A 19,292-nucleotide genomic window follows, 5' to 3' on the forward strand; every position below is an offset into this window, starting at 1 on the left:
GGAGAATAGTGATGAGCTTTATGTTGGCACTGCCAAAAATTAGCCTGCATGGCGCCGGCGCGATTGCCGATATGGTGAATCTCGTGGCGAATAAACAATGGGGCAAAGCGCTGATCGTCACCGATGGTCAACTGGTGAAGCTGGGCCTGCTGGATAGCCTGTTTGCCGCACTGGATGAACATCAAATGTCTTACCACCTGTTTGATGAGGTGTTCCCGAATCCGACAGAAGAGCTGGTACAGAAAGGTTTTACGGCATATCAGGGGGCAGAATGTGATTACATTATCGCCTTCGGCGGCGGCAGCCCGATCGATACCGCCAAAGCGGTGAAGATCCTGACCGCCAACCCTGGCCCTTCTACCGCTTACTCCGGCGTGGGCAAAGTGAAAAATGCGGGTGTGCCGCTGGTTGCCATCAATACCACAGCTGGTACAGCAGCAGAGATGACCAGCAACGCGGTCATTATCGACTCTGCCCGCAAGGTCAAAGAGGTGATCATCGACCCGAACATCATCCCGGATATCGCCGTGGATGACGCCAGCGTGATGCTGGAAATCCCAGCCTCCGTTACCGCCGCAACCGGCATGGACGCCCTGACTCACGCGGTGGAAGCCTATGTTTCCGTTGGCGCGCATCCGCTCACCGACGCCAACGCCCTGGAAGCAATTCGCCTGATCAACCTGTGGCTGCCGAAAGCGGTCGACGATGGTCATAACCTCGAAGCCCGCGAACAAATGGCGTTTGGTCAGTACCTCGCAGGGATGGCGTTTAACAGCGCCGGTCTTGGACTGGTTCATGCGCTGGCACACCAGCCAGGCGCGACCCACAACCTGCCGCACGGCGTCTGCAACGCTATCCTGCTGCCGATCATCGAAAACTTTAACCGCCCTAACGCCGTGGCGCGTTTTGCCCGAGTGGCACAGGCGATGGGAGTGGACACCCGCGGGATGAGCGACGAAGCGGCAAGCATGGAGGCCATCACCGCGATTCGTGCCCTGAGCAAGCGTGTAGGTATTCCGGCTGGCTTTAGTTCTCTTGGCGTGACGAAAGAGGATATCGAAGGCTGGCTGGATAAAGCGTTGGCCGATCCATGCGCGCCGTGTAACCCACGCACCGCCAGCCGCGACGAAGTCCGCGAGCTGTATCTGGAGGCGTTATGATCCGCAAGGCCTTTGTGATGCAGGTGAATGCCGACGCGCACGTTGAGTATCAACGTCGGCACAATCCCATCTGGCCAGAACTGGAAGCGGTGCTGAAAGAGCACGGTGCCCATCACTACGCGATTTATCTCGACCAGGAACGCAACCTGCTGTTCGCCACCGTAGAGATTGAGTCAGAAGAGCGCTGGAACGCCGTTGCCAGCACCGATGTTTGCCAGCGTTGGTGGAAGCATATGCGTGATGTAATGCCGGCAAATCCGGACAACAGCCCGGTCAGCGCTGAGCTAAAAGAAGTGTTTTATCTGCCTTAACCGCTCTGTTTCCTCCCCTGACGGGGGAGGAAACCTTTTTCTCCCGTTAGCAGCATTGCGTTCGTTTTGTCATCCACGCCATTTCCCCACGACCCGGCACCTGCTCAGGCTTGCCAATGCTGAAAGTCTCCGGCGTCACCAAACTGGAAGATGGGACGGCATTTAACTACTCGTGTAGCTACAACCGCGCCGACAAGTTCAAAATCAAAAATAACTGGGTGGGAAAATAAAAGCCTGATGACCAGGCTCTAAGAAAAAGCGCCTGAATCCAGGCGCCTGAGAACGGAAAATCAGAAGAAGTATTTGAAGCGGAGACGCGCGCCGTAACGGTCGTCGTCGTCGGTATAATTCTCCGGATTGCTGTTATCGCTGTTAATCATCGAATAATAAGCGCCGAGATAAATATTAAAGTTCTGCATATCCATCACGTTCGGAATTAAATATGACGCGTGAATGGTATGAATATCGTAAGTGCCCTCATTGTAGAACCAGTCATTATCATCGTGATCGATCAGACCGTTAAATTCGTCGATCTTGTTATGAGCATAGATATAGCCCAGTTCAAAGCGCTTCCACAGAGCGTTGGCCGCCGCCGTAAAATCTTTTTCGTTATCCGCATCGAGATAAGCGGTATTCAGGTTAAACACCAGGCCATTTTCCGGATCGGCTTTCAGACCGTTCCAGGTCATCGTCATACCGTAACCGGTACGATCGGACTGATCGACAAAGTTGCCCTGAGCATCGGTATATCCATAGGCGTTATTGATAACGTTCGATTCCATGGCCGCAGAAATCGTCAGCGCATCCACCGGTGTCCAGGCGACGACCGGGCGCAGATAAGCCACGTTTTTCTCCTGCGACATTTCACGACCATGATAGCGGCTATCCTGATAAAGCGAGGTACCATCTTCCAGCAGGGTATTTAACTCGAAATACCAGTTATCGAGCTGTTTGCTCATCAGGAAGCTGCCGCCGGAATCAGAACGGCCACGACCTTCTTTCATCATGTAGATGTAGCCGCTACCGTCATCATACAAATCGTTGGCGGTATGCCCTGAATGCTCAACAAAGGTATCCTGATTCAGCGGGAACATATCGTAAGCTTCGAAACGACCGACTTTTACTTTCCAGTCATTTTCCTGACCGAAGAAGAAAGCGGCGTCATCAAGATTGACCGAACCCGTCATGTCAGCCAGCGGTTGCGCTGAGAAACCGGCGAAATAGCCGTTATCCAGCTTACGCATACCGTCAAAGCCCAGCAGGATACGTCCGTTCAGATCCCAGCGTTCATTGGTTGGGTCGCCCACATTCGAATTGGTTGCCGCCAGCACGCCTTTGTTGCTTTCCGCATCCATGTTGAATTCCACGTCGCCGTAGATTTTCAGATCGCCATAGCCGGAGAGCACCAGGTTAGGGGTGGTGGCGTTCTTTTTGGTCTCTTGTGCGGGCGTAGTGCCGTTGACTGGCGTATTTCCCTGAGCAACTTTAATTTCCTGGATCTCCGCAGCCTGCTGTACCTGCAATTGCTGCACCTGATTTTCCGCTTTTGCCGCGCGGTTTTCCGCAGCTTCCAGCCGAGCCTCCAGTTGTTCGAGCCGCTGCTCCAGAGTCATTTTTTGCGTTTTAGCAAAGCCATTATTTGCCACTAATAATAGACCTATTGCTAAAGCTAATGTCGATTTCTTCATTATTTGCTTTCCTTGAAATAAAGATCGTCCAACGTCTTCCGACCGGAAGACGCGCAACATGCAAATCCAAAAAATATTTTTATAGGTAATACGATACCGATGACTGAAATAAATTCAGAACATTAAAACGTGGCACCAGTGCAGGCTAATATTTATTATCATACTGATTTTATTATGTGTAACGTAGATATAATTAAGAATGTGAGGGATATAACAATAGTGCTGAAATTAACGAACAATAATAAAAACAATTTTATATGAATAACAACAAAATATAATTAAAAATAATAAAAGCGCGAACAATAATCGCCGCGCCTTTATTTAATATGCGTTCAATTAACTCTGCTCAGAAACCAGAATCGCCTGAGTGTCAGGCTCCAGTGCTTTAAAGATATGCGCTTGATCGGCGGGGTAACAAATATAATCGCCCTCACCTAACTCCTCCGGCGCTTCCGTCAATCCCACCATCGCCTTACCCTGCGTTACGATAATATGTTCAACCGATCCCGGTGGATGCGGTTGTGAAATACGATCCGCGCCCGGCTGCGTCAGCAGCAGATAGATATCCCGCCGCGCGCCCGGTGGACAGGCGGCCAGTAAAATGGCCTGATAGTGGGCCTGCTCAGCCACGACTTTTGTCCCTTCGCCGCGGCGAATCACCTGCGTTTTTTGCTCCTGCGGTTCCAGCAAGCGCGCAAAGGGAATATCTAACGCCACACACAGCGACCAGAGCGTTTCCAGGCTAGGATTTCCATTGCCCGCTTCCAACTGCGAGAGTGTCGATTTTGCAATCCCCGCGCGACGGGCAATCTCCGCCAGCGACAAACCGGTGCGCTGACGTTCACGCACCAGACTTTTCGCGATCATACTGATGGGCTGGGTCATTCACGACTCCATGTTTTTTATATCGAACGAATTGTTCGACTTGTAAAGCCAATTGGTCGCGTTCATTATAATGGAAACTCGTTCGATATGGCTAAAACGGTATGAAACATTATTTTTCCAGTCTCAAAGGCGACACGATAAAAGCAATATTTTTAGTCTGTCTGGCCGTCGGTGTAGTCGGCATGTCATATGGCTCGCTGGCGATGGCCTACGGCTTCCCGCTGTGGGTACCGTTTGTACTCTCTATTACTGTGCTGGCGGGCGCGTCCGAGTTTATGTTTATCGGCATTATCGCCAGCGGTGGTAATCCACTGGCGGCTGCGGCTGCGGGTTTACTGGTTAACGCCCGACACGTGCCGTTCGGCGTCACCGTGCGCGATCTGGTAGGCACCCGAGCTGCCAGTTTCCTCGGCTGTCATATTATGAACGACGAAAGCGTAGTCTTTGGCCTGTCGCAAAAAACGCCTGAGCAACGTAAAGCCGCCTACTGGCTGTGCGGTCTGGGCGTCGCAATTTTCTGGCCTGTTGGCACCCTGATCGGCGCAGGCGTCGGCAAACTGCTCCCTGCCCCGGAAACCATCGGTCTGGATGCCGTCTTCCCTGCCATTCTGCTGGCTCTGGTCGTCCCGGCATTCAAAAACCGCACTACGCTGATTCGTGCCTGTAGCGGCGCCACGTTGTCGCTTGCCGCCATTCCCTTTGCGCCGGTCGGTTTACCGGTTTTGCTCTCACTCTTTGGCTTACTGACGAGGAAAAAATAATGGGCAACATGACGCTGTTTATCGTCGGTATCGCCATGTTATCTCTGGGAACGTATTTAATGCGTTTAGGAGGAGCCAAGCTTGGAAGCCGTTTAGCGTTCTCAGAACGCTCGCAGGCGCTGCTTTCCGACGCCGCAACGGTATTACTGTTCTCCGTTGCGCTGGCGACCACCTTTTACGAGGGCGAACACTTTGCCGGAATGGCGCGCGTACTCGGCGTGGCTTTTGCGGTATTTCTCGCCTGGCGTAAGATGCCGCTGATCGTGGTGATCGTTGCCGCCGCAGTGGTAACCGCGCTGTTACGAATGGTGGGCATACACTAAGAATATAATTACCCTGGCGAAATATTCATCAGGGTAATCACCTGTAGCGTTATGTGTTTTACCCCACAAAACCAGGCGCTAACTCTGCCTCAAATTGTCACTTCCCGCTGACATATTGCTGATCATCTCTTCACCATCTCACCGTTAAAATCAAATCAAACAGTTTTTAACGGAGTCCCACCATGACAGCCCTTACAGCTAACTGCATTGACCTGAATATTCAGGGGAATAGCGTTTATGCCATCCTCAAGCAACTGGCGAATATGGCGCTTCAAAATGGCTACGTCTCTGACCGCAGCGCCTTCCTGCAAACGCTGCTGATACGCGAAAAGCTGCATTCCACCGGCTTTGGTTCGGGCATTGCCGTCCCACACGGTAAAAGCGCCTGTATCACACGCCCCTTCGTCTTGTTCGCGCGCAAATCAGAAAAAGTGGACTGGAAAGCCAGCGACGGCGAGGACGTTAACTGCTGGATCTGCCTCGGCGTGCCACAAACGGGCGAGGACGATCAGGTCAAAATTATCGGCACCCTGTGCCGCAAAATTATCCATCAAGATTTCATCAACCAACTTAAGCAAGGCGACACCGGCCAGGTGCTCGCCCTGCTCAATCAGACCTTAACCTCATAAGGAAGCGGCTATGGAGTCATCCTTGCGTTTAGTGGCGATTACCAACTGTCCGGCGGGTATCGCCCACACTTATATGGTGGCAGAAGCGCTGGAGCAAAAAGCGCGCTCGCTCGGCCATACGATTAAAGTCGAAACCCAGGGCTCAAGCGGCGTCGAAAACCGACTGACCAGTGAAGAAATTGCCGCTGCCGATTACGTTATTCTGGCTACAGGTCGCGGCCTGAGCGGCGAAGACCGGGCGCGTTTCGCCGGGAAAAAAGTCTATGAAATAGCCATTTCCCAGGCGCTGAAAAATATCGACCTGATTTTTACGCAGTTACCGACTCATTCACAACTTTTTGCCACTGATAGCAGCGTGAAGCTGGGAAAACAAGAGGTCCAGCACGGTAGCGTGATGAGCCACCTGATGGCTGGCGTTTCCGCCGCGCTGCCGTTTGTTATTGGCGGCGGTATTCTGGTCGCCATCGCTAATATGCTGGTGCAGTTCGGTTTACCCTATGCCGATATGTCGAAAGGTGCGCCGTCGTTCACCTGGGTTGTTGAATCCATCGGCTATCTGGGCTTCACCTTTATGATCCCCATTATGGGGGCATACATCGCGTGGTCGATTGCCGATAAGCCCGCTTTTGCCCCGGCGTTTCTGGTGTGTTACCTGGCGAACGATAAAGGTCTTCTCGGCACCCAGTCCGGCGCGGGGTTTCTCGGCGCGGTCGTACTCGGGCTGGCAATTGGCTACTTTGTGCTTTGGTTTCGCAAGGTTCGGCTCGGCAAAGCGTTGCAGCCGCTGCTCGGCTCCATGCTGATCCCGTTTGTCACTTTGCTGGTGTTTGGCGTACTGACTTATTACGTCATCGGCCCGGTGATGTCCGACATCATGGGGGGGCTGCTGCACTTCCTGAACACCATTCCGCCATCAATGAAAATGGGCGCAGCCTTCCTCGTTGGCGCAATGCTGGCATTTGATATGGGCGGGCCAATCAATAAAACGGCCTGGTTCTTCTGCTTCTCACTGCTGGAAAAACATATCTATGACTGGTACGCCATCGTCGGCGTGGTGGCGCTGATGCCGCCCGTCGCGGCAGGTATCGCTACCTATTTAGCGCCGAAACTGTTTACCCAGCAGGAGAAGGCCGCCGCCAGCAGTGCGATTGTGGTGGGTGCCACCGTCGCCACCGAACCGGCAATCCCCTATGCGCTGGCCGCGCCGCTGCCGATGATTACCGCCAATACGCTCTCCGGTGGTATTACCGGCATGCTGGTCATCGCCTTTGGAATCAAACGTCTCGCGCCGGGTTTAGGTATCTTTGATCCGCTGATTGGCCTGATGTCTCCGGTGGGGTCATTTTACCTGGTGCTGGCTATCGGTCTGGCGCTGAACATTTCGTTAATTATCATCCTGAAAGGATTGTGGCTGAAACGTAAAGCCGCGCAGCAGGAGCTTGCCCATGAACATTGAGTTACTTCAGCAGTTATGCGAAGCCAGCGCCGTCAGCGGTGATGAGCAGGAAGTTCGCACTCTTCTCATTAATGCGCTGGATTCCAGCGTTGATGAAATCACTTTTGACGGCCTCGGCAGCTTTGTCGCACGCAAAGGCAACCGTGGGCCGAAGGTTGCCATCGTCGGTCACATGGATGAAGTGGGCTTTATGGTCACGCATATCGACGAAAGCGGCTTTTTGCGCTTCACCACCATTGGCGGTTGGTGGAGCCAGTCGATGCTGAACCACCGGGTCGCCATCCGCACCCGCAAGGGCGTTAAAATCCCTGGCATAATCGGCTCCGTGGCACCGCACGCCTTAACGGAAAAGCAGAAACAGCAACCTCTGACATTTGACGAAATGTTCATCGATATTGGCGCCAACAGCCGCGAAGAAGTAGAAAACCGAGGAATTGCGATCGGTGATTTCGTTAGCCCGGAAGCCAATTTCGCTCGCTGGGGCGAAGATAAGATCGTCGGCAAAGCGCTGGATAATCGCGTCGGCTGCGCCCTGATGGCCGAGCTTTTACAAACCGTGGATAACCCTGAAATTACCCTGTACGGCGTGGGCAGCGTGGAAGAAGAAGTGGGTCTACGCGGGGCGCAAACCTCAGCGGAGCATATCAAGCCCGATGTGGTTATCGTGCTGGATACTGCGGTTGCGGGCGATGTGCCCGGAATCGACAGCATTAAATACCCACTCAAGCTTGGCGAGGGCCCAGGGTTGATGCTGTTCGATAAGCGCTATTTCCCTAATCAGCAGTTGGTTGCCACATTAAAAGCGTGTGCAGAAAGCAGCGGTGCGTCATTGCAGTTTTGCACCATGAAAACCGGGGCGACGGACGGTGGACGCTATAACGTTATGGGCGGCGGTCGTCCGGTGGCGGCACTATGCCTGCCGACTCGCTATCTCCACGCCAACAGCGGCATGATTTCCGCATCGGATTACGACGCGCTGTTTACGCTGGTGCGGGAACTGCTCACCTCGCTGTCGACCGAAAAGGTCCGCGCGCTTACTGACTTTCGCCGGGAGAGTTAATGCTTTCGGAACGCCAGTTAAAATTGGTGGATCTTCTTGAACAGCAGCCGTGTTTGCTGGGCGACCTGGCGCGGCAAACTGGCGTTTCAGGCAGAACCATCCTGCGCGATATTGACTACCTCAATTTTACCCTCAGCGGTAAGGCCCGCATTCAGCCCGGTGGCAGTGCGGGCTATCAGTTGGAAATTGTCGACAGACGCGGTTATTTTCAGCTTCTGCAACGCCATGATAATGATGACCGGTTGCTGGCCTTTCTTCTGCTCAATACCTTTACACCGCGTGTACAGCTGGCTTCGGCGCTCAATTTACCTGAAACCTGGGTGGCCGATCGTCTCCCACGGTTGAAGCAGCGCTATGAGCGCGCCTTTTGTCTTGCCAGCCGCCCGGGCGTCGGTCATTTCATTGATGAACCGGAAGAAAAGCGCATTATCCTGTTGGCGAATCTGCTTAAAAAAGATCCCCTCTTAATTCCACTGCCGGGTATTACCCGAGACAACATCGACAGGCTCAATGCAGCATGTGAAAAACTTAATGAATTCCCGCTCATCTCGGGAGAGTACCTGGCAAGTCTGGTGCTGGCCGTCTATGCCCTGCGTAACCAGCTCTCCGGGTCATGGCCGGAGTGTCGGTATGTATCACTGAAAAATGCGGTGGAACAAGGAGGAGTCTACCTGGGCGAGAACGCCTTCAGAACACTGATCGGCCTTCTGGAAATCAGACAACAGCAGGCAATGACAATTTCTGCCGATGCGGTGACCTTGTTGTTAAAAAGCGTTCCCGGCATCGCTGCGTTGAACGTTATCGATACCCAACTGGTTGATAATATTACCGGCCACCTGCTGAGATGCGTCTCTGCCCCGGTTTGGGTACCGGAACATCGCCAGAGCAGTATGCACAACCTGAAGTCGACCTGGCCTGCCGCCTTCGATTTGAGTCTGCGTTTTATTGCCCTGTTGCGTGAAAAACTGGATATCCCACTGTTCGATAGCGACCTCATCGGGCTTTACTTCGCCTGCGCACTGGAGCGCCATCAAAACGAGCGCCAGCCGGTCATTTTGTTATCCGACCAGAATGCTATCGCCACCATCAACCAACAGGCTATTGAGCGAGATGTTCTGAATTGTCGGGTGATCATTGCGCGAAATACGAGTGAAGTCAGCGCCATCAGTGAAGAAATCACCCCACTGTTAATCATCAACAATAGTCACTATTTACTTGATGAATCTATAAAAAATACCTTAACCATCAAGAACATCATCACCGCTGCGGGTACCGAGCAGATTAAACACTTCCTCGCAACGGCCTTTATCCGCCAGCAGCCCGAACGTTTCTTTTTACAGCCGGGCAGCTTCCATTACGCCAATATGAAGGCCGAAAATTGGCAGAGTATCATCGGCCGGATCTGCGGCCAGCTTGTGGCACAGAGCCATATCACCGAGGACGAAGCGCTGCGCATTTGCGCCCGGGAGCATGAAGGTGAAAACCTGATCGTGAATCGCCTGGCGATTCCTCATTGCTGGAGCGAACAGGAGCGCCGCTTTCGTGGTTTCTTTATTACCCTCGCACACCCTATTCTGGTGAATAACGAACCGGTCAGCCATGTCCTGATCGCCTGTGCCGCCGCCGAGGCGCGGCATGAGCTAAAAATCTTCAGTTATTTATCCAGCGTGCTGAGCAGCCATCCGGCAGAAACTATTGCGGGATTGAAAGACTATAACGCGTTTATCGCATTGCTCAGGCAATAAAGCTCCGCCGATTTGTTTTCCACCACAGAAAAAGTGTGGCGATCTCTATCACATTCTAATCAAAACGTAGTTTCATTTTTATTCCATGCCGTGGAAAGTATCCAGTGTCTAATAAAACAGTAGTGTCTAGTGTCGAATTAAAATCGACGCTATTTTCTACTCTATGCGGGACATTGAAAAATGGCGCAGTCGGCGAAAGAAAAGTTATTCCATAAAATACTCACTCATTATGCAGAGAAACCTGCGGGCTTCACAGCCCAGGACTGTGCAGACTTCATGCAGGTTAATCGCAGCGTCATCAGTCATTATCTCAACAGACTGTGCGATGACGGCCATCTGAGTAAAGAAAATACCCGTCCGGTGCGCTTCTTTGTGCAGACAAATGGTGTGAAAAATGTGCAGGCGTCTCGCGTAGTGTCGAAAAAATACGATGCATTTCGGCAGTTGATCGGCGCACAGGGAAGCCTGGCGGAGGCAATCGCGCTTTGCCGCTCGGCGGTAGATTATCCCGGCGACGGTCTGCCTGTCCTGCTCTCCGGAGAAAGTGGAGTCGGTAAGAGCCATCTGGCGGCGCTGATTTATCAATATGCCATCGAGCGCGGAGTGATCACGGCTGATAAGCCATTTGTTGAACTGAATTGTGCCGACTACGCTAACAACCCGGAGCTGCTTTCGGCAACGCTGTTTGGCTATACCCGCGGCGCGTTCACCGGAGCCGACCGCGAAAAGCGCGGAGCCTTTGATGATGCGGATGGCGGATTTCTGTTCCTTGATGAGGTCCATCGGCTGTCGGCGGAAAACCAGGAAAAACTGTTTCTGTTTATGGACAAAGGATATTTCTACCGTCTTGGCGATAATCGCACGCACCATCCGGCGTCGCTACGCTTTATCTTTGCCACCACGGAGAATATCGACACCGTCCTGCTCAACACCTTTCGTCGTCGAATTCCGGTGCGCGTGACGCTGCCCAATTATATTTCTCGCCCACTCACCGAGCGCGTCGCTCAGGTCAGTCATTTTTTGCATCAGGAGGCGCTCAGCTTGCGTCGGGATATTCATCTTGATAGCCAGCTCATGCATCAGTTGGTGACTTCGCCAGTCCGCGGCAATATCGGCGAGTTAAAAAATCAAATTAAAGTGATGTGCGCCAGCGCCTGGAGCGACAATCACGAGACCGACGTTATTACGCTACGCGGCCCATCGTTCAACGGCGAAATAATCAGAATTACCACTCATCTTCATGATGAGGCGCTGGATCCCAGTCAGCTGTTGCCTAAAGCGATGCACGATGAGGTTATTTTTCGTGACTTTTGCCATAGCGGTAACGTGCTATTACTGAATCGCAAAATGGAACAGCATCTGACCACGGTCAGCGGCGCGGTTGCCGCCGAGTCGCTTTACAGTGGATACATCTGGCAGAACACCATCCATGCGTTGAACGAGCTGGAAAGCCTGACCGGCATCAGCTGTAGCCAAGAAATTCGTAAAGCGATATGGCTTTGCGTCATCTATGCGCTACATGCCCCTCAGGAAATGGTCAATGTAACTGAGCTACTAACGATTTCCGACTACGTCTCCGACAAAGCGCGCCTGCTGGCGGAAGAGTGCCTCTCCTTGCTGAGCAAGCACATCATCCACCAGCCGCATCCTCTCTTACTGCCGCTGTTAAGCTGTGCTTTTCATAACCTCGCCGGTGAAGACGACCCGATTCAGGGCATTATCGTTTCGCACGGACGCGCGACCGCGTCTAGCATTGGCAGTATCGCCAATCAACTGACCGGCGGGTACTACTTTAAAGCCTTCGATATGGCTAACGCGACTTCCACAAGGGATATCATCGACCTGCTGATCTCCCACGTCTCGCGCCTCAAACAAGGGGGCGGTCTGATTATCTTGGTGGATATGGGATCACTAAAAGAGATCTACGAAGAGATCAAGCTCCACCTGCATGGCGAACTGTTGGTTATCAATAACGTCAGCACAGCTATGGCGCTGGATATTGCGGCCAAAATTCAGGATAAGCTGTCAATGGAGGCGATTATTGAGAGCGCCAAAGGGGCGTATGAGGTTGAAACCCGATACTACGCAGGAATCTTGCCGGGGAATAAAATCATTATCTCTTGCATTTCCGGTGAAGGGATCTCCCGCAAACTCAAAGATATCGTCCAGCGGTATCTGGCGCAGGAGGAGATCGACATCATTACGATGGAGTATGACGATCTGAAATGGAAAATCGCCCATGCCGACCCGGCGCTGAACGGCACGCGGCTGATCATCACCACCACCGATCTGGAAGCAGGCTATATTCCGCTGTTAAGCGTAGAGCAGTTGATCAAAGAAAAAACACTGGTGCTAAAACGCGATTACTTCAACGGGCTGCTGATGGAAGGCGGTTTGGAACCCATGATTGATGAAGTGGTGAAGCTGTTCACCGTCGAAGGCGTCGCCAGCCGTCTCAACTTTCTCAATCCGGTGGTCATTATTGATGAAGTTGAAGCAGTCATTAAGCAGTATGAATCTTTCTACAAAATACATTTTGAAAGCTACCTGCGTATCAATTTGTTTATGCATATCGCGCTGATGATTGAACGGGTGATGGTCAACAACAGCGTGCGCCACCGCGAAGAGGCAGAACTAACACTGGCTCAACAGGCTTTTGTCGCCGTACATGACACCTTCTTCCAGGTGCTGAACCGTAAATACAATATCACCCTGCCACTCACCGAAGTGCTGATGATCTATGAAATCATGGAGCCGTGGATCGCGGCCGAATAGCTCAACTAACCGCTCTGCCAGTGCAAGCTGGCAGACGGTTCGACACTCCCCTTACCACCGCTTTCAACACTATATAAACGTGCAGACACTGCTATATTCCCTCGATAAATCATTAGTTTAAAAACATGGCACGGCAGTTGCAATATCCTCAACAGATACCGAAAAACGAAGGAATACGCAATGCGAGAGATGTACATCGCTACCCACGGACATTACGCAGAAGGGATTATCTCGGCGCTGAATCTGCTGGTTGGCGACGATCACGGCGTGATGCCCATCTGCGCCTACTGCGGAGAGATCGGCTCCACGGCAGAGTTGGCGGTACGCTTCGACGCTATCGCACAGCAGGCGGCTAGTCGGGGAAAAGAGCTGGTGCTGTTTACCGATATGCCGGGCGGTAGCGTCAATAACACCGCTGTACAGATGCTGGTGAAATATCCGCATGCCCACGTGATCAGCGGCGCCAATTTGATCATGCTGATGGAATTCTGCCTCTCCGAACATACGGATACCCCATCACGCCTTAAAGACGCTATCACCGCCGCCAGCGGCGCGATGCAGTACATGAATGAGCAGCCGGAAATTATCGCCGCCAGCCAGGCCGCACAGCCTGCCGTTGAGGATGATATCGACAACTTTTTTGTCACGGAGACACAGCCATGATCGTTGCGCTGGAAACGCTCGACCGCCGCTATCTTGCGCTACAGCCGGGCTTAGACTCGCGCTGGCTGAGTGAAGCACTTCGTGAAGTGCTCGCCAGCGTTGACGCCATGCTGCCGCGTTTTACCGCCACTTTTCCCGCAGCCAGCGCGACGGATGGCCGCTACCCGGCGGTAGAGAAAGTCGACTGGACCGAAGGATTCTGGACCGGCATGCTGTGGCTGGCCTGGGAAGTGACCGGCGATGATAAATACCGCACGGTGGCGGAAGGCCTGCTCGACAGTTTTGAAGAGCGTCTTGATAAACAGATTAAAGTCGATACCCATGACCTGGGCTTCCTCTATCTGCTCTCCTGCGTCAACGCCTGGAAACTCACCGGTAACCTTCGCGCCCGCGACCTGGCGTTGCGTGCAGCTGAACTACTGTACCGCCGCTTTAACGCCACGGCAGGCGTCATTCAGGCCTGGGGCGATCTCAACGACCCGACGCGCCAGGGGCGCATGATCATTGACTGCAATCTCAACGTGCCGCTGCTGTTCTGGGCCGCCGATGAGACAGGCAACGCAGCGTGGCGGGAAGCCGCGACGCGTCACCTGGCGCAGGCCGCGCGTTATCTGGTCCGCGAGGATGCTTCCAGCTTCCACACCTTCTACATGGATGTGCACAGTGGCAAGCCGCTACTCGGCGATACCCATCAGGGCTTTAGCGACAGCTCGTGCTGGGCGCGCGGCCAGGCGTGGGGAATTTACGGTTTTGCGTTGGGCTTCCGCCATACCGGCGATGTCACTCAGCCGGAGCTGGCGCGTAAGCTGGCGCACTATTTTCTCAACCGTCTGCCAGAGGATTTCGTCTGCTACTGGGACCTGATTTTCACGCCGCAGGATAACGCGCCACGAGATACTTCCGCCGCTGCCGTCGCCGCCTGCGGCCTGACGGAGCTGCTCACGCTGCTGCCGTTAACCGACCCACTGCGCTCTGCTTACGGCAACGCTATTGAACTGATGATGCGCAATTTACGCGAGCGCTATTTTGCCCATACGCAGGACGGCCTGCTGCGTGAAGGCGTTTATAACTTTGGCCGCAACATGGGTATTAACGAACCTAACCTCTGGGGCGATTATTTCTATTTCGAAGCCCTGGTTCGACTTTCCCGCATCTGGACCCCCTACTTTTGCTAACTGGAGCTACACATGATTTCTTTAGTACGAATTGACGATCGCCTGATCCACGGCCAGGTTGCCGTGGTCTGGACCAAGCATCTGGGCGTGAACCGTATTCTGGTCGCCAACGATCAGATCGTGAATAACGAAGTGCAGAAGATGTCGCTGCGCATGGCGGCCCCTGATACCGCGAAGTGCGCCATTATGGCGGTTAAAGACGCAGGCGATATCCTCAATGACCCGCGCTCCGAGGCCATGAAAATTATGGTGATCGTCAATAATGCCGCCGACGCGCGTCGTATGGTTGAACAGGTTGAAGGCATTAAAACGCTGAATGTCGCTAACTTCGGGCGCATTACCGACAATCTGGCAGCGAAAAAACGCATTAGCGACACCGTATACGTCACTCCTGAAGATATTGCTGATTTTCATGCCATTGCCGCGCGCGGCGTGAAGGTGGAATACCAGGTCCTGCCATCTCATTCGGTAAAAAACCTGATTGAGATGCTGGATAACGCTGCTAGCTAAGCGAGGTCGCTATGTTAACGTCTGCATTACTTGTCGCGCTGGTGATGTATATCGCCAAATTCGCCGACCACACTTTGGGCCAACCACTGATTGAACGGCCACTTATCTGCGGTGCAATGGTCGGCTTCGTGCTGGGTGATTTCCAGCAGGGCATTATTATCGGCGCCACGCTGGAGCTAATTTTTCTCGGCACCATCACCATCGGCGGCTCGGTACCAGCCGACCTGGCGGTGGGCTCGGTGCTGGCTACTGCGTTTACCATACTTACCCGCGCGGAGCCTGCGGTGGCTGTCGCGCTCGCGCTGCCCATCAGCCTGCTGGCGGTATTCGTCTACCAAGTGCTGAAGCTGGTTTATACCGCCCTGGTAGAGCAGTACGACGCCTTGCTTGAAGAAGGACGCGACCGCGCCGCGCTCGGTATCACGCTCGGGATGACAATGTTCTACGGTGTGCCGTTCGCCGTCCTGGCGTTCTTCGGCATTCTCTTCGGCACCGACGTTATTCGTAGTCTGGTCGAGAGCATTCCGGATACGGTCATGCGCGGCATGACTGCCGTCGGCGGTATTCTTCCTGCGCTGGGCTTCGCCATCCTGCTTAAAGCCTTATGGAACCGGAACATTGCTGCCTTCTTCTTTATCGGCTTCGCCATGGCGGCTTATCTGCAACTGCCGATCATGGGTATCGCGATTATCGCCGCGTCCGTAGCCGTTTATCTCTGCTTCAACGAATTCAATCAGCTTAAAGCCAATAAACAGGCGGCAACTGCAGCTCCGGCATCGGTTGACGATAAGGATGGGTTCTTCAATGACTGATATCCAACACAGCGCTCTCAACGCACATGATGACAGCAAAGGCGAGAAAAAGATGTTCCGCCAACTGTTCCTCCGCCAGTTTCAACTGCTCGGCTCCATGAACTTCACCCGCATGGAGGGGCTGAGCTACGGCTGGATTCTGGCACCGTTACTTAAAAAGATTTATACAGGCAACCCGCACGGCTATATTGAGTCACTGAAGCGCAACAGCCAGTTCTTCAATACCAACCAGCATTTAGCTCCCTTCATTATGGGCCTGACGCTGTCGATGGAAAAAGAGAATGCCGCCAACCCGAATTTTGATACCTCCAGTATTAATGGTATTAAAGTCGCGCTGATGGGGCCGTTCGCAGGCGTTGGCGATTCATTCTTCTATGGTGTGCTGCGCATTATCGCTACCGGGATTGCTATCGGCCTTGCATCACAAGGGAACCCTCTGGGGCCGCTGCTGTTCCTGCTGATTTACAACATTCCGAGCTACCTGCTGCGCTACTATGGCGGCGTTATGGGCTACCGGCTAGGTTCGAAGTACATCGCCGAAGCGACGCAGTCGGGTCTACTAAGCTGTATTACCAAAGCCTCGGCAATGATGGGCCTGATGATGGTGGGTGCGATGAGCGCCAGCATGGTGAAGTTTACTACCACCTTTAAAACCACTATCGCCGGACAGCCGTTCGTATTGCAGGAGATCCTCGACAAAATTTGCGTTGGATTGATTCCTCTGCTTTTAGTTTTGGGGTGCCTGAAGCTACTGAATAAAAAGGTCAGCCCGAACAAAGTGCTTATTATGCTGATTGTTTTTGGCTTTGCGTCAGCGGGCGTGGGAATTATTTAAACTTTCATCCGGCTCCCTTTTACTAAAGGGAGCCCTTTCGCATTCTCTATGAGAATGTTCACCTTAATTTATTTACCTCCACCACAGAACCTGTTCATATTAAGAAAACCTTTTACTCCCCCAATGAATAAATTTATAAAAAATCGATTGGTCTTTATTTCTCTCGACGCAAGTGGATGAAAAAGCCATTATCGCCATTAGTGTCGATCTCACTTTTCAACAAAAACCATAAACAATTGTAATTTATAGCTTTTAATTACTGGCACGGGATTTGCAATTAATTTCTGTCTTTTATTTTTTCACAGAAAAAATGGCATTAAATATTCAACAAATTCTACAGGAATAAAAATGAAAAAATTACACACGCTTGTGTTCGGCATACCGCTATCCTGCTTTGCACTGAATGCATTTTCCGCAGCCACCTGGGTTGATAACCGCTACGCACACACTACGGCCTCTGAGAAAAATCAGTATAAAATTGGTCTTGGCCATATATTTGATAACGGCGCAGGAGTCCTTGCTTCCGCCATGTATGACCTCGGACAAGACTTTAATCAAATGAAAAGCTCTTTTCAGGAGTTTGAAGGTTGGTACCCTATTCCGCTTAATGAAAAATGGACACTGACGCCTGGCGGATTAACTGATATTGATAGTAACGGGACGAAACTGGCACCTTATATCAGCCTCGATTATAAAATCAGTAAGACATTAAGTTTTAGCGGCCGCTACCGCTACAATCATATGACCCATAAAGAACGCGATTACAACGGTTATATGGATTATAACGACAGCCATCAGTTCGACCTGTACCTTAATTATCAGGCAACGGAGAAACTGTGGCTCCAGTTCAACCCGGAATTCTTTGTGAACACCAACGACTTTAATGCCTCTAACGGGCAGAAAACTCACTGGGAACCAAGTATTGTGGCGCGTTACCGCGTCGATAAACACTGGCTTCCTTATGCTGAAATTGCCTGGCTGGATCAAGACCAGAATCATGACGATCAGGTGCGATTTCGCTTGGGAATTCGTTATTACTTCGATTAAACACAACAAGAACAGAGCGTAATAACAAACCTGTTTTAGCTATTGTGCTACATTTTGCCGGGCGACTAATGCTTCGTCCGGCCACAACACTCACAATATCAAAAAATTACACATGGTTTGTCGGCCTGTAAAAGACACAAAAAAGCGCCTCAAGGGCGCTCTTTCGACAGTACTGAGGTATCTTATTTCAGCAGTTCAGCGGTCATGTGCACACGGTTGCCGGTGTATGCCTGAGTGATTTTATAATCGCTGGCACCTGCACGTTCAGCCTGAGCGGCAATTTTTGCTTCAGCGCTTTCCAGTGTAGAACCAGTTGCGGTAACTGTCTGAGCAGCGAAAGAACCGAAAGAAGTAGCCAGAGCGATAACTGCGACAAAAGTTTTGATGCTTTTCATGATATAAACCCTTTAACTTAGTTGTTTGATTAAGGCACCGTGCCTTGATGTGATAAATAATAGCCATCTCATCGCACAACTAAAAGCGGAAGGATTTGCCAGTCTTATTCAAATTAATTGAATACTGGTTACTCAGTTATCAGACGCTCGGGATGTGTATAAATCGTCGCCCGGCCCGGTTTGCAAAAACCCACCAGCGTCAGGTTACAGCGTTCGGCAACTTCCACAGCGAGCGTTGTCGCCGCAGAAACAGCAAACAGGATTTCCACGCCGCACATTGCCGACTTCTGCACCATCTCGTAGCTGGCGCGGCTGGAGACTAATACCGCGCCCTGCTGCCAGGTTTCCCCTTCGATCGCACGTCGTCCCAGCAGTTTATCCAGCGCAACATGACGTCCAACATCTTCATGCCCGCCCGCCAGATGACCTGACGGCTGTACCCAGGCAGCCGCGTGCGTGCAGCCTGTCAGTTGCCCAACAGGCTGGAAATCAGGGAGATGCCTTAAGGCGTTATCGAGATGCGCCAGATTGAATGTCTGGGTAAACGGCAGCGGCTGGACCGGTTTGCCAATATCATTAAGTTGCTCCACGCCACAAACACCGCAGCCAGTCCGACCGGCCAGCGCGCGACGATGCTCTTTCAGCCCCATAAAGCGCCGGCTGGACAGCTCAACCTGCACTTCTAATCCGTTGCAGGAAGGCACCACGTCCATCCCGTAAATATCTTGCGAGGACTCAATAATGCCTTCAGAAAGTGAAAAACCCATCGCGAAGTGCTCAAGATCTTTCGGTGATGCCATCATCACCACGTGTGAAATCCCGTTGTATACCAGCGCCACAGGCACTTCTTCAGCTACCTCATCAGGCTGAGGATGTTGCAAGTCCTCGCGCTTCCAGAGGGTCAACTGACGAGATCCTGTCGGAGATGTCACATTCTTGATGTTTTCTTGAATAATCTTATTCACTTTCTTTTAACCGTATTGGAACACGCATACCAACATTGTGGTATTCTTTACAAACCCCTCCTGGACGGAGGGAAATTCACCCAATTCTGGACCTTTG

At 52.2% G+C, this 19,292-nt stretch carries 19 protein-coding genes; 15 read left to right on the forward strand and 4 right to left on the reverse strand.

The annotated features are described in order from the left end of the window. The first annotated feature begins 11 nt into the window (after positions 1–11). On the forward strand, positions 12–1,160 hold the full coding sequence (fucO, locus tag HVZ39_RS23925; RefSeq protein WP_016155196.1) for a lactaldehyde reductase: 1,149 nt from the start codon (positions 12–14) through the stop codon (positions 1,158–1,160). Further along, the gene (rhaM, locus tag HVZ39_RS23930) at positions 1,157–1,471 is read left to right on the forward strand and encodes an L-rhamnose mutarotase (protein WP_016155195.1); all 315 of its coding nucleotides are present in this window, start codon (positions 1,157–1,159) and stop codon (positions 1,469–1,471) included. The genes fucO and rhaM overlap by 4 nt, the downstream gene beginning before the upstream one ends. A gap of 290 nt (positions 1,472–1,761) precedes the next feature. On the opposite strand, the gene HVZ39_RS23935 is transcribed toward rhaM, so the two are convergent. Then, the gene (locus tag HVZ39_RS23935) at positions 1,762–3,159 is read right to left on the reverse strand and encodes a carbohydrate porin (protein WP_016157885.1); all 1,398 of its coding nucleotides are present in this window, start codon (positions 3,157–3,159) and stop codon (positions 1,762–1,764) included. Positions 3,160–3,495: 336 nt separating this feature from the next. Continuing rightward, entirely contained in the window at positions 3,496–4,044 is a 549-nt protein-coding gene (locus tag HVZ39_RS23940; RefSeq protein ID WP_016155192.1) for an XRE family transcriptional regulator, read from the reverse strand. 101 nt (positions 4,045–4,145) lie between these two features. On the opposite strand from HVZ39_RS23940, the gene HVZ39_RS23945 reads away from it, so the two are divergent. The 13 genes from HVZ39_RS23945 to HVZ39_RS24005 all read left to right on the forward strand — a co-directional run bounded on the left by HVZ39_RS23945 (position 4,146) and on the right by HVZ39_RS24005 (position 17,835). After that, positions 4,146–4,805 carry an AzlC family ABC transporter permease gene (locus tag HVZ39_RS23945; RefSeq protein ID WP_016155191.1) on the forward strand — a complete coding sequence of 220 codons (660 nt, stop codon included), beginning with the start codon at positions 4,146–4,148 and terminating at the stop codon, positions 4,803–4,805. Continuing rightward, complete coding sequence (locus tag HVZ39_RS23950; protein WP_016155190.1) at positions 4,805–5,128, forward strand: AzlD domain-containing protein; 324 nt, start codon at positions 4,805–4,807, stop codon at positions 5,126–5,128. Before HVZ39_RS23945 ends, HVZ39_RS23950 begins: the two co-directional genes overlap by 1 nt. A gap of 182 nt (positions 5,129–5,310) precedes the next feature. Continuing rightward, positions 5,311–5,757: a PTS fructose transporter subunit IIA gene (locus HVZ39_RS23955; RefSeq protein ID WP_141876139.1), complete on the forward strand. Its 447-nt coding sequence runs from the start codon at positions 5,311–5,313 to the stop codon at positions 5,755–5,757. A gap of 10 nt (positions 5,758–5,767) precedes the next feature. Beyond that, positions 5,768–7,213 (forward strand): PTS fructose-like transporter subunit IIBC, encoded by a 1,446-nt coding sequence (locus HVZ39_RS23960; protein ID WP_047357775.1) that lies wholly within the window; start codon positions 5,768–5,770, stop codon positions 7,211–7,213. Next, positions 7,203–8,273, forward strand: coding sequence for an aminopeptidase (locus HVZ39_RS23965; RefSeq protein WP_181633042.1), 1,071 nt, complete (start codon positions 7,203–7,205; stop codon positions 8,271–8,273). Before HVZ39_RS23960 ends, HVZ39_RS23965 begins: the two co-directional genes overlap by 11 nt. Further along, the gene (locus HVZ39_RS23970) at positions 8,273–10,018 is read left to right on the forward strand and encodes a putative frv operon regulatory protein (protein ID WP_181633043.1); all 1,746 of its coding nucleotides are present in this window, start codon (positions 8,273–8,275) and stop codon (positions 10,016–10,018) included. Before HVZ39_RS23965 ends, HVZ39_RS23970 begins: the two co-directional genes overlap by 1 nt. 180 nt (positions 10,019–10,198) lie before the next feature. Next, a complete protein-coding gene (locus HVZ39_RS23975) occupies positions 10,199–12,793 on the forward strand; it encodes a sigma 54-interacting transcriptional regulator (protein WP_181633044.1) in 2,595 nt (864 codons plus the stop codon). Positions 12,794–12,973: 180 nt separating this feature from the next. Continuing rightward, positions 12,974–13,456 (forward strand): PTS fructose transporter subunit IIA, encoded by a 483-nt coding sequence (locus HVZ39_RS23980; protein ID WP_181633045.1) that lies wholly within the window; start codon positions 12,974–12,976, stop codon positions 13,454–13,456. Further along, positions 13,453–14,631 carry a glycoside hydrolase family 88 protein gene (locus HVZ39_RS23985; protein ID WP_181633046.1) on the forward strand — a complete coding sequence of 393 codons (1,179 nt, stop codon included), beginning with the start codon at positions 13,453–13,455 and terminating at the stop codon, positions 14,629–14,631. Before HVZ39_RS23980 ends, HVZ39_RS23985 begins: the two co-directional genes overlap by 4 nt. A 12-nt stretch (positions 14,632–14,643) precedes the next feature. Then, positions 14,644–15,141: a PTS sugar transporter subunit IIB gene (locus HVZ39_RS23990; protein ID WP_103767194.1), complete on the forward strand. Its 498-nt coding sequence runs from the start codon at positions 14,644–14,646 to the stop codon at positions 15,139–15,141. Positions 15,142–15,152: 11 nt separating this feature from the next. Next, entirely contained in the window at positions 15,153–15,953 is an 801-nt protein-coding gene (locus tag HVZ39_RS23995; RefSeq protein WP_103767195.1) for a PTS sugar transporter subunit IIC, read from the forward strand. Continuing rightward, entirely contained in the window at positions 15,946–16,788 is an 843-nt protein-coding gene (locus tag HVZ39_RS24000; RefSeq protein ID WP_103767196.1) for a PTS system mannose/fructose/sorbose family transporter subunit IID, read from the forward strand. Before HVZ39_RS23995 ends, HVZ39_RS24000 begins: the two co-directional genes overlap by 8 nt. 348 nt (positions 16,789–17,136) lie before the next feature. Next, a complete protein-coding gene (locus HVZ39_RS24005; protein ID WP_181633047.1) occupies positions 17,137–17,835 on the forward strand; it encodes an oligogalacturonate-specific porin KdgM family protein in 699 nt (232 codons plus the stop codon). A 182-nt stretch (positions 17,836–18,017) separates the two neighbouring features. Here HVZ39_RS24005 and HVZ39_RS24010 read toward each other — a convergent pair whose 3' ends face one another. Continuing rightward, positions 18,018–18,230 (reverse strand): DUF1471 domain-containing protein, encoded by a 213-nt coding sequence (locus HVZ39_RS24010; protein ID WP_003825262.1) that lies wholly within the window; start codon positions 18,228–18,230, stop codon positions 18,018–18,020. A 128-nt stretch (positions 18,231–18,358) separates the two neighbouring features. Beyond that, positions 18,359–19,195, reverse strand: a complete 837-nt coding sequence (gene fdhD, locus HVZ39_RS24015) for a formate dehydrogenase accessory sulfurtransferase FdhD (protein ID WP_181546574.1) — start codon at positions 19,193–19,195, stop codon at positions 18,359–18,361. Between the last annotated feature and the right edge of the window lie 97 nt (positions 19,196–19,292).

It is taken from the genome of Citrobacter sp. RHB35-C21 (genome assembly GCF_013816515.1).
In the GTDB taxonomy this organism is placed as follows: Bacteria; Pseudomonadota; Gammaproteobacteria; order Enterobacterales; family Enterobacteriaceae; genus Citrobacter; species Citrobacter braakii.